The following is a 10,362-nucleotide window of genomic DNA, read 5'->3' on the forward strand; positions in this document are numbered from 1 at the left end:
TTTGATCGCAACGCATCTGGCAAAAATAGTGTGAACAGGCCCTAGCTATAGCTGCCAGCGGTGATATGGCGGCGGTTCCAGCTTTCTACGTCTAGAAAAATTCCATCTGGGCGCTGCGCTACACTGCGCGCCAACAACCACCAGAGAGGGAAAAACCATGGACGTCCAGGTATCGTCCGAGCGCGCGCGGGCGCGCTCTGGGCTGCGCTCGTCCTTCGAGTCACAAGACATCGAGCCACACGCCATGCGCTTCACGGGCAGCGGCGGCGAGTACTTCCGCGTGTGGATCGTGAACGTACTGCTGAGCATTCTGACGCTGGGCCTGTACACCCCCTGGGCGCGGCGGCGTACGGCTCAGTACTTCTACGGCCACACGCTGGTGGCAGGCAGCCCCCTGGAATTCACCGCGCAGCAGCGGCGCATGGTGGTGGGCTTCGTCGTGCTGCTGCTGCTCACGGTCGCCTACCAGTTGGCCGTCAACACGGGGCAGGACACGGCCGTGGGCCTTTTCATCCTGGGCGGCGCGGCCCTGTCGCCGCTGATCTGGGGCAGCGCCATGCGCTTTCGCCTGGCCAACACGCGCTGGCGCGGGCTGCGTCTGCAGTTCGTGGCGAGCTGGCGCGAGGTCTACACCGCCAGCTGGCCCGTGTTCGCTCTGGCACTGGTGTGGCTGGGCGTGTTCTGGGGCCTGCAGTCCCTGGCCCCGGCCGCGGTGGTGAACGAAGAAACCGGCCGCAAGCTGCCCGAGGTCACCGCGCCGCTGATAGGTCTAGTGGCGCTGGGCCTGCTGCTCACGGTGCTGTGCATCATCCGGCTGGAGTTCAACTACCGCAGCCTCCTGGTGCTGCGCTCACGCATCGGCAACGAGGCCGGCCGCTGGAAGCCCGTGTACATGGATTTCGTGAAGCTGTGGCTGGCCACGCTGGCGGTGTTTCTCGTCTCGCTGCTGGTGCTCGTCGCGCTGGTCGCGGGCCTCTTCACGGGCTCGCTCGGACTCGTGTCCAAGCTGGGCAAGGGCGGGATGGGGCTGGGCATCTTCGTGCTGATCATGGCGGCCTTCGTGGGCGCGCTGCTGGCGATGATGCTGGCCACCGCACCGGCACGCGCCTATCGCGAGGCCGCGCTGTTTCGCCTGACCTGGAGCAACATCGGTGTGAGCCGCATCGCGCGCTTCAAGTGCAACCTCAGCACGGGCGGCTATGTGCTGCTGCGGCTGCGCAACATGCTGCTCACGGTACTGACGCTGGGGTTCTTCCGCCCATTCGCCATGGTGAGCGAATACCGCATGAAGCTCGAATCCGTCACCGTCCATGTCAAGGGCGGCGTGGACCAGGTGGCGGGGCGCCTGGGCCGGCAGCAGCCGGGCGGCATCGGCGATGCGCTGGCTGACGCGGCGGGCCTGGACCTGATCGGATGACCGGTCGCCCCAAAACACCTTCGCCCGGCGCCCCCTCGCGGAGACGCGATTGACGGGCATGGTGCTCGCCCATTGGTTCGACGGGCGCAGCAGCCGACCGCGCGCGGCGCAGGTGCGGCTGCTGCCCGCGCCCGACGGCCCCGCGCTGGAACTGCATGTGCCCGGTGCGCCGCCGCGCCGCTTTGCCCACCGCGACGTGACCTGGCCCGAGGCCTGGAACGCCCGGCGTCCGCAACCAAAACTCGTGGCCGATCTGGGCGACGACGGCAGCCTGGAGATCGACGACCCCGCCGCCTGGCAGGCCGCGCTGGATGCGGCCGGCCACCGGCCGGGGCTGGCGCAGCGCATGCAAACGCGCTGGGGCGTGTTTGCCGTCGTCCTGGTGCTGGCCGTGGCCGGGTTGTTCGCGTTCTACCGCCACGGCACGCCCTGGCTGGCCGCGCAGCTCACGCGCCATGTGCCGCTGGCCTGGGAGGTGGCGCTGGCCCAGAGTGCGCTGGCGCAGATGGACGCGGGCACCCTCAAGCCCACCACGCTCACGCCTGCGCGCCAAGCCGCGCTGCGCGCACGTTTCGATGCGCTGCTGGCCGCTTCGCCCGCGGCGCTGCAGCGCTATGGCGGTTACGCGCCGCACTTCACGCTCGCGTTCCGCTCCGGCCTGGGGCCCAATGCCTTCGCCTTGCCCGGCGGCACGGTGGTGATGACCGATGCGCTGGTGGAAACCGCCCGCGCGCAACGCCTGGACGACGACGCGCTGGTGGGCGTGCTGGCACACGAGATCGGCCATGTGGCCCACCGGCATACCACGCGCATGCTCGTCGAGCAGGGGGTGCTGCAGGTGGGTCTGGGGCTGGCGCTGGGTGACGTATCCGGCCTGGTGGCCACGGGCAGTTCGTTGCTCACGGGCCTGGCCTACAGCCGCAGCCATGAGCGCGAGGCCGACTGCCATGCGCTCGCACTGATGCGCCATGCCGGCCTGCCCACCGCACCGATGGGCGATCTGCTGTTGGCCATGCTGCGGGACGAGGATTCCGCAACCCCCTCCCCGCAGGCCGGCAAGGCCCCGTCCACGCCCGAGGACCCGCCGCAATCCCACGGCCTGTGGACGCTGCTGAGCACCCATCCGGACACGCTGGAGCGCGCCACCGCGCTGCGCGCCGGCCGTGCGCCGTATTGCTCCTGAGCGCTCCTGAAAAAAGAGCTGCCGGCGCTTGACTGGCAAGGGCTGGCAGCTGTTTTGGCATAAAAGTGTGAAGCGCGCCGATAAGCCGGATTCTGTGCACTGCGGTTGCCCGCAGCGTGACCGCCATTAATCTGGGCCGGGTGTCACCACCACGGCTCGATGCTACCTACCCGCCAGCTCCGCGGAACCACGTCAACGCTGGCCTACTTGGTATTGCTGCGCGTAGAGATTGCCCGTTTCACCCCCAGTGGTCTGCCTTCGCAGGCACTCCCCCGGGACTCGTCTCTGTTGCTCTGATCCTCACCTCACGGTGGGCAGCCGTTAGCTGCTACGCTGTCCTGTGCAGTCCGGACGTTCCTCCAGTGCCTGGTTTCCCAGATTGCACCAGCGGCGGTCTGGCGTGCTTCACGGGCGCAATTATCCGCGTTTCTCCGCTGCGGCGCGCGGCCGGCGCGCTCAACGCGCGGGCAATAACTGGAAGATGTTGTAGGCGATGAGCAGCAGCGCGCCCACGATGCCCACCATCATCAGCGCCGGGCCCCAGCGCGACTCGCGCGCCGAGAAACCGATCAGCATCAGCGCACAACTCGCGGTGAGCATGAGCATGGTGGTGTGCAGCAAGGTCATGGCGCAGGAGGGAAAGTGAAGACGAGACCATTGTCGCGCACACACCCTACTGATGGCACAGGCGGGCGCGCACGCGCCGGCAAATCTTGATGCATATCAATCGAGCCGGCCCGCAGGCGGACGATTCACGCCGGCGCCATATCCACAGCGGGAATATCCATATCGCGACGCCGCTGAACGACTCCCCCACAATGGACGCCTCTCCCGCTTTGCCGGATTCCCCCCCTCTACCCTGGAGACACCATGCGAGTCGACAACATCCTGCACACCATCGGCAACACCCCCCATGTGCGCATCAATCGCCTGTTCGGCGCGGGTGCCAACGTGTGGGTGAAGTCCGAGCGCGCCAACCCCGGCGGTTCCATCAAGGACCGCATCGCCCTGGCGATGGTCGAGGCGGCCGAGCGCAGTGGCGCTCTGCAGCCCGGCGGCACCATCATCGAGCCCACCTCGGGCAACACCGGCATTGGCTTGGCGCTGGTAGCGGCCGTCAAGGGCTACCAGCTGGTGCTGGTGATGCCTGACAGCATGTCCATCGAACGCCGCCGCCTGATGCTGGCCTACGGCGCCCGCTTCGACCTCACGCCCAAGGAAAAGGGCATGAAAGGCGCCATCGCCCGCGCGCAGGAACTGGTGGCCGCGACACCCGGCAGTTGGATGCCCCAACAGTTCGAAAACCCGGCCAACGTCGAGGTGCACATGCGCACCACGGCGCAGGAAATTGCCGCCGACTTCCCCGACGGGCTGGACGCACTCGTCACCGGTGTGGGCACGGGCGGGCACATCACGGGCGTGGCGCGCGTGCTCAAGGCGCAGTTTCCGCAGCTCAAGGTGTTCGCGGTGGAGCCTTCGCAATCGCCCGTGCTGTCGGGCGGCCAGCCCGGCCCGCACCCCATCCAGGGCCTGGGCGCGGGCTTCGTGCCGCAGATCATGGACACCAGCCTGCTGGACGGCGTGATCCAGGTCGAGGCCGAGCCCGCGCGTGAATACGCCCGCCGCGCCGCGCGCGAGGAAGGGCTGCTGGTGGGCATTTCCTCCGGCGCCACACTGGCCGCCATTGCCCAGAAGCTGCCTGAGTTGCCCGCGGGCGCGCGGGTGCTGGGCTTCAACTACGACACCGGCGAACGCTATCTGTCGGTCGAGGGCTTCCTGCCCGCCTGACACGCCTGGCGCACCTTTTCGACAAGGCCCCGCAAGGGGCCTTTTTTATGCCTTGCCGCCAACGCAACGACGCGGCATGTTCACGCACCGGCATGGTCCACCGTCCTACAGCCGCGTGCCGGCCGCCAGGGAAACAATGCCCCATCGCCCTCCGCTGCCGCGCGGCCGCGCTGCGGTGCGCCCCCCGGCAGCGGGCCGGCATTGGATTTCCCCATGACTCAGAACCCGCCCTCTTCCTCCCCCGTCGCGTTCAAGGTGCTGACCGTGAACGTGCACAAGGGGTTCACGTCCTTCAACCGCCGCTTCATGTTGCACGAGTTGCGCGAGGCGGTGCGCCAGGTATCGGCCGACCTCGTGTTCCTGCAGGAGGTGCTGGGCACGCACCAGCGCCATGCGGGGCGCGTGACCAATTTCCCACAGGAGCCGCACTACGAGTTCCTGGCCGACTCCATCTGGACGCAGTACGCCTATGGCCGCAATGCGGTCTACACCGATGGCCACCACGGCAACGCGTTGCTGTCCAAGTTCCCGATCGTGCACTACGAGAACCACGACATCTCGGTCAGCGGCCCGGAGCGCCGCGGCATGCTGCACTGCGTGCTGCAGCCGCCCCAGCATTCACGGCCGGTCCATGCCATCTGCGTACACCTGGGCCTGCAGGAGGCGCACCGCCAGCAGCAGTTGCGCCGCGTGTCCGCGCTGGTGCATTCGTTTCCCGCGCAGGACCCGGTGATCGTCGCGGGTGACTTCAACGACTGGCGCGGCCGCGCGCACGACGTGCTGCAGCGCGAAGCCGGCCTGCATGAAGTGTTCGTGCAAGCCTGCGGGCGTGCCGTGCGCACCTTTCCCGCATCGCTGCCGCTGCTGCCGCTGGACCGCATCTATGTGCGCGGCACCTCGGTGCACACGCCGATGAGCCTGCCGCGCAGGCCCTGGAACCGCCTGTCGGACCATGCGCCGCTGGCCGCGGAGATCCTCCTGTGATGCGCCCGCGCCCGTCCTCGCGCTGGATACCCGGCAACCACTTTCGCCTGCTGGAAAACGGCGAGGAGTTCTTCCCGCGCGTGTTCGAGGCCATTGCCCAGGCACAGCGCGAGGTGATGGTGGAGACCTTCATCCTGTTCGACGACCACATCGGCCAGGGGCTGCACGCGGCGCTGCTGCAGGCGGCGCGGCGCGGCGTGTCGGTGCACCTGCTGGTGGACGGCTTTGGCTCGCCCGACCTGCCTGATCATTTTGTCGACAGCCTGGTGCAGGCGGGCGTGCGTTTTCGTGTGTTCGACCCAGGGCGGCGCCTCTTCGGCCAGCGCCTGAACGTGCTGCGGCGCATGCACCGCAAGATCGTGGTGGTGGACGGCACGCTGGGCTTCATCGGCGGCATCAACTACTCGGCGGACCATGTGGCGGACTTCGGCCCGCAGGCCAAGCAGGACTATGCCGTCGAGGTGCATGGCCCCATCGTGGCGCACATGCACCGCTTCACCCGCATGGCGGTCCTGCCCCCGTCTGCCCAGCGCACCCACCGCCACGAGCCGCTGCCGCAGCTGCCCGCGGCGGGCTCGGCCCACGCCATGTTCGTCACGCGCGACAACCACCGGCATACCAACGACATCGAGCGCCACTACCGTATCGCCCTGCGGGCCGCGCGCGAGCGCGTGGTGATCGCCAACGCGTATTTCTTCCCCGGCTACCGGCTGGTGCGCGAGCTGCGCCGCGCCGCGCGACGCGGGGTGGACGTGCGCCTGATCCTGCAGGGCGAACCCGACATGCCCATCGTGAAGACCGCGGCCGGCCTGCTGTACGACCACCTGCTGCGCGCGGGGGTGCGCATCTACGAGTACTGCGAGCGCCCGCTGCACGGCAAGGTGGCGCTGGTGGACCGCGAGTGGTCTACCGTGGGCTCCAGCAACCTCGACCCCCTCAGCCTGTCGCTCAACCTGGAGGCGAACGTCGTCATCCGCGATGCCTCCTTCAATGCGCTGCTGTATCAGCGCCTGTCGCGCCTGATGCAGCGGCACTGCCGCCAGGTGGAGCCCGCTCCGCGCGGCGCCTGGGAGGCCCTGCGCCTGCTGCGCGGCTACTGCGTGTACCACCTCATGCGCTGGTTTCCCGCCTGGGCGGGCTGGCTGCCGCGACACGAGCCCGCCATCGCCGTCATGCAGGCCGAGCCGCCCGCTGACCAAACTGCGCGCGCGTCCTGAGGCAGCCCATGCACGGCCCTGCCACTTCGCCTGTCCACACCGCGCGCCGCCAGCGCCGCAGCGGGTGGCGCCGGTTACGGGGCTGGCGCTGGCTGGCCGGGCTCGCCATGGCAGCGGTGGCCGCCCTGGTGGTATGGCTGCTGGTGCGCCAGGGCCTGCAGGTGGACTGGCCCGGCGTGTGGCAGGCGCTGCGCGCGCTGCCTGTGCCCACGCTGGCTGCAGCGGCGGCCCTGGCCTGGGCCGGCCACCTGGTGTACGGGTGCTTCGACCTGTTCGGTCGCCACGTGGTACGCCACGGGCTGGGCGTCGCCCGCACCATGGGCGTCACGCTGATCGCCTACCCCTTCACGCTCAACCTGGGCTCGCTGATCGGCGGCGCTTCGGTGCGCTACCGGTTGTATTCGCGCCAGGGCCTGGATGTGGGGCAGATCGCGCAGGTGATCAGCCTGTCCATCGCCACCAACTGGCTGGGCTATTGCGTGCTGGCCTGTGCGCTGTTCTGGGCCTGGACACCGCCGCTGCCCGAGGGTTGGCGTATGGGCAGCGGCCAGCTCCCTTGGTTGGGCACGGTGCTGGCCTGCGTGGCGCTGGGCTACCTGGCGCTGTGCGCGCAGCGCGGCGGGCACCGACCGCTGATGCTGCGCGGGCGACGCCTGCCGCTACCGACCTGGCGCGTGGCGCTGCTGCAGTTGGTGCTGTCGTGCACCCACTGGGCGTTGATGGCCGCGTCCGTGTGGGTGCTGGCGCGCCAGCAGGTGCCCTACGCCGCGGCGCTGGCCACGGTGCTGCTGGGCGCGGTGGCCGGGCTGGTCTCGCGCATCCCCGCCGGCCTGGGTGTGCTGGAGGCCGTGGGTACGGCCGTGCTGGCCGTGCACCTGCCCGTGAGCCAGGCGCTGGCCGTGGTGCTGGCCTTCCGCGCGGTGTACTACTTCGCACCGCTCGCGCCCGCGGCGCTGGCCCTGCTGGCGACCGAGCTGTGGTGGCGGCGGCATCAGCCGACCACCAGTTCTCAAGCAAAAATCAGCCCCTAGCGCTTTTCAGACAAGCGCAAGCAGCTATTAATACAATAGCAAATTGAGTTCTCCTCACCGGTCATGGGCGTGCGGCGCTCCCTTATGATCGCCCTCCTCTTTGGCACCGCCCGATAGTCACGGGCCGCACCCCATGATCCGCCTCTCCGAAATCAAGCTGCCGCTGGCAGCCCTGCCCGCCGGCGCCTACGACGCCGACACCCACCCCGAGGCCCTGCTGCGCGCCCAGGCCGCACAGGTGCTGGGCGTGCCCCAGTCCGCCATCGCCGCCCTGCATGTGCACAAGCGCAGCTTCGACGCGCGCAAGGCCGACCTGATGGCGGTGTACATCCTGGACCTGCAGCTCGCGGACGCGTCCCAGGCCGGCGCCCTGCTGGCACGCCATGCCGGCCACCCGCACATCCAGCCCACGCCCGACATGGCCTGGCACCCGGTGGGCTGCGCTGGCGAAGCGCCCGCACAGCGCCCGGTGGTGGTGGGCTTCGGGCCCTGCGGCATCTTCGCGGCGCTGGTGCTGGCGCAGATGGGGTTCCGGCCCATCGTGCTGGAGCGCGGCAAGCCCGTGCGCGAGCGCACCAAAGACACCTGGGGCCTGTGGCGCAAGCGCGAACTGAACCCCGAGTCCAACGTGCAGTTTGGCGAAGGCGGCGCCGGCACCTTCAGCGACGGCAAGCTCTACAGCCAGATCAAGGACCCGCGCCACCTGGGCCGCAAGGTGATGGAGGAATTCGTCGCAGCGGGCGCCCCGCCCGAGATCCTGTACGTGGCCCACCCGCACATCGGCACCTTCAAGCTGGTGAAAGTGGTGGAGTCGCTGCGCGCGCAGATCATCGCGCTGGGCGGCGAGGTGCGCTTCGAGCAGCGTGTGGACGACGTGATCATCGAAACCGACACCGCCGGCCGGCGCCACCTGCACGGCCTGCGCGTGCGCGATCTGGCCAGCGGCGCAGTGCAGGAGCTGCGCGCCGATCACGTGGTCATGGCCCTGGGGCACAGCGCGCGCGACAGCTTCGCCATGCTGCACACGCACGGTGTGGCCATGGAGGCCAAGCCGTTCTCCGTGGGCGTGCGCATCGAGCATCCGCAGAGCGTGATCGACCGCGCGCGCTGGGGCAAGCATGCAGGCCACCCGCTGCTGGGCGCGGCCGACTACAAGCTGGTGCACCACGCCAGCCAGGGGCGCACCGTGTACAGCTTCTGCATGTGCCCCGGCGGCACCGTGGTGGCCGCCACCAGCGAGCCCGGGCGCGTGGTCACCAACGGCATGAGCCAGTATTCGCGCGCCGAACGCAACGCCAACGCCGGCATGGTGGTGGGCGTGGACCCGCAGGACTATCCGCGCGACCCCGCGGCCTTCGAGGCCGCGCTGGGCGCAGCCCACGGCGTGGACACGTTGCCCGCCGGGCAGGTGCACCCGCTGGCCGGTATCGTGCTGCAGCGCCAGCTGGAGTCGAACGCCTACCGCCTGGGCGGCGGCAACTACAACGCCCCGGCGCAGCGCGTGGGCGATTTTCTGGCGCGCCGCGCGTCCACCGCGCTGGGGGACGTGCAGCCCTCGTACAAGCCCGGCGTCACGCTGGTCGGCATGGACGACGCCCTACCCGCCTTCGCCACCGAGGCCATGCGCGAGGCCCTGCCCGCCTTCGGCCGCAAGATCCGTGGCTACGACATGCACGACGCGGTGCTGACCGGCGTGGAAACGCGCACCTCGTCGCCGCTGCGCATCGGCCGCGGCGACAACTTCCAGAGCCTGAACACCGCCGGCCTGTACCCCGCCGGCGAGGGCGCGGGCTACGCGGGCGGCATCCTCTCGGCCGGCGTGGACGGCATCAAGGTCGGCGAGGCCGTGGCCTGTGCGATGCTGGGCCTGCCGCTGCCCTCCTCGGGCACGCGCGGCTCGGGCGGCGCGGCCTGAGCCGGGGCCAGTTCACTGCGGCGGCGCCTTTCTCCAGACCGGCGGAAGGCTCCACGAATACCGCAACGCCAGCAGACGCACGGCCAGGCAGACCGACGCGGCAAACCAGGGCGTCAGCGTCACCCACCATTCCATGTGCTGCCCCATCACTTGGATCGCCGCCGCCAGCAATGCCGGAAGCGCGTAGATCTCCTTGTGCAGGATGATCGGTACGCGGTTGAGCAGCACGTCGCGCACCACGCCGCCGCCGACGGCCGTCACCATCCCCAGGAGGATGGGTGTGCGTGTGCAACTGTGCCGCATTCTGTCGCCGCATGCCACCACCGTCCGAGGCCGATACGCAAAACACTACTGGCAGCACACGAATGCCGCTGGAGGCAGGCGGCGCAGCGCGATGCGGCTGGAAATGCCCACTCCGACGCCAAGCTGGGGGATCAAGAAGGTGCCGCGGATCTTCGCTCAGGAGTCTGAGGAAGAACGAGAGGTTCGATCCCGCACGGCACCCCAGTGCCGTGCGGGTGCGCTAGGTTACAGCCGAGAGGCCATCTCCGGCACGGCCTGGAACAGATCGGCCTCCAGCCCATAGTCGGCCACCGCAAAGATCGGCGCCTCCGGGTCCTTGTTGATCGCCACGATCACCTTGCTGTCCTTCATCCCTGCCAGGTGCTGGATCGCCCCGGAGATCCCCGCCGCGATGTACAGCTGCGGTGCCACGATCTTGCCCGTTTGCCCCACCTGCAGGTCGTTCGGGGCGTAGCCCGCGTCCACCGCTGCGCGGCTCGCGCCAATGGCCGCGCCCAGCTTGTCCGCCAGCGGGGTCATGACTT

At 69.3% G+C, this 10,362-nt stretch carries 10 protein-coding genes and 1 other RNA gene; 7 read left to right on the forward strand and 4 right to left on the reverse strand.

Annotation, left to right across the window (positions count from 1 at the left end):
- Positions 1 to 157: 157 nt before the first annotated feature.
- Both OX89_RS02100 and OX89_RS02105 read left to right on the forward strand, forming a co-directional pair.
- Positions 158 to 1,417, forward strand: a complete 1,260-nt coding sequence (locus OX89_RS02100; protein ID WP_047349375.1) for a YjgN family protein — start codon at positions 158 to 160, stop codon at positions 1,415 to 1,417.
- 58 nt (positions 1,418 to 1,475) lie between these two features.
- Positions 1,476 to 2,600 carry a M48 family metallopeptidase gene (locus OX89_RS02105; RefSeq protein ID WP_047349376.1) on the forward strand — a complete coding sequence of 375 codons (1,125 nt, stop codon included), beginning with the start codon at positions 1,476 to 1,478 and terminating at the stop codon, positions 2,598 to 2,600.
- A 65-nt stretch (positions 2,601 to 2,665) separates the two neighbouring features.
- On the opposite strand, the gene rnpB is transcribed toward OX89_RS02105, so the two are convergent.
- Positions 2,666 to 3,007: RNase P RNA component class A (gene rnpB, locus OX89_RS17770), an RNA gene on the reverse strand.
- Between the two features lie 49 nt (positions 3,008 to 3,056).
- Positions 3,057 to 3,227, reverse strand: coding sequence for a hypothetical protein (locus OX89_RS18790; RefSeq protein WP_011806814.1), 171 nt, complete (start codon positions 3,225 to 3,227; stop codon positions 3,057 to 3,059).
- A gap of 243 nt (positions 3,228 to 3,470) precedes the next feature.
- Here OX89_RS18790 and cysK point away from each other — a divergent pair, with 243 nt between their 5' ends.
- From cysK to OX89_RS02130, 5 genes are all read left to right on the forward strand, one after another.
- Entirely contained in the window at positions 3,471 to 4,388 is a 918-nt protein-coding gene (cysK, locus tag OX89_RS02110) for a cysteine synthase A (protein WP_011806815.1), read from the forward strand.
- A 213-nt stretch (positions 4,389 to 4,601) separates the two neighbouring features.
- Positions 4,602 to 5,372, forward strand: coding sequence for an endonuclease/exonuclease/phosphatase family protein (locus OX89_RS02115; protein ID WP_047349377.1), 771 nt, complete (start codon positions 4,602 to 4,604; stop codon positions 5,370 to 5,372).
- Positions 5,372 to 6,589, forward strand: coding sequence for a cardiolipin synthase ClsB (gene clsB / locus OX89_RS02120; RefSeq protein WP_047349378.1), 1,218 nt, complete (start codon positions 5,372 to 5,374; stop codon positions 6,587 to 6,589). The genes OX89_RS02115 and clsB overlap by 1 nt, the downstream gene beginning before the upstream one ends.
- An 8-nt stretch (positions 6,590 to 6,597) precedes the next feature.
- The gene (locus OX89_RS02125; RefSeq protein ID WP_047349379.1) at positions 6,598 to 7,620 is read left to right on the forward strand and encodes a YbhN family protein; all 1,023 of its coding nucleotides are present in this window, start codon (positions 6,598 to 6,600) and stop codon (positions 7,618 to 7,620) included.
- 133 nt (positions 7,621 to 7,753) lie between these two features.
- The gene (locus OX89_RS02130; RefSeq protein WP_047349380.1) at positions 7,754 to 9,535 is read left to right on the forward strand and encodes an NAD(P)/FAD-dependent oxidoreductase; all 1,782 of its coding nucleotides are present in this window, start codon (positions 7,754 to 7,756) and stop codon (positions 9,533 to 9,535) included.
- Positions 9,536 to 9,547: 12 nt separating this feature from the next.
- Here OX89_RS02130 and OX89_RS02135 read toward each other — a convergent pair whose 3' ends face one another.
- Positions 9,548 to 9,799, reverse strand: a complete 252-nt coding sequence (locus OX89_RS02135) for a trimeric intracellular cation channel family protein (RefSeq protein ID WP_234305472.1) — start codon at positions 9,797 to 9,799, stop codon at positions 9,548 to 9,550.
- A 264-nt stretch (positions 9,800 to 10,063) separates the two neighbouring features.
- On the reverse strand, positions 10,064 to 10,362 hold a 299-nt coding region (locus OX89_RS02140), incomplete at its 5' end, for an electron transfer flavoprotein subunit alpha/FixB family protein (protein ID WP_199856188.1).

Origin of the sequence: Diaphorobacter sp. J5-51, from assembly GCF_001023515.1 — a bacterium.
Taxonomy (GTDB): Bacteria; Pseudomonadota; Gammaproteobacteria; order Burkholderiales; family Burkholderiaceae_C; genus Diaphorobacter; species Diaphorobacter nitroreducens.

Coding starts and splice junctions, on each gene's coding strand:
- OX89_RS02105 (WP_047349376.1), top strand. CDS start 1,476: ATGGTGCTCGCCCATTGGTTCGACGGGCGCAGCAGCCGACCGCGCGCG.
- clsB (WP_047349378.1), top strand. CDS start 5,372: ATGCGCCCGCGCCCGTCCTCGCGCTGGATACCCGGCAACCACTTTCGC.
- OX89_RS02115 (WP_047349377.1), top strand. CDS start 4,602: ATGACTCAGAACCCGCCCTCTTCCTCCCCCGTCGCGTTCAAGGTGCTG.
- OX89_RS02100 (WP_047349375.1), top strand. CDS start 158: ATGGACGTCCAGGTATCGTCCGAGCGCGCGCGGGCGCGCTCTGGGCTG.
- cysK (WP_011806815.1), top strand. CDS start 3,471: ATGCGAGTCGACAACATCCTGCACACCATCGGCAACACCCCCCATGTG.
- OX89_RS02135 (WP_234305472.1), bottom strand. CDS start 9,799: ATGGTGACGGCCGTCGGCGGCGGCGTGGTGCGCGACGTGCTGCTCAAC.
- OX89_RS02125 (WP_047349379.1), top strand. CDS start 6,598: ATGCACGGCCCTGCCACTTCGCCTGTCCACACCGCGCGCCGCCAGCGC.
- OX89_RS18790 (WP_011806814.1), bottom strand. CDS start 3,227: ATGACCTTGCTGCACACCACCATGCTCATGCTCACCGCGAGTTGTGCG.
- OX89_RS02130 (WP_047349380.1), top strand. CDS start 7,754: ATGATCCGCCTCTCCGAAATCAAGCTGCCGCTGGCAGCCCTGCCCGCC.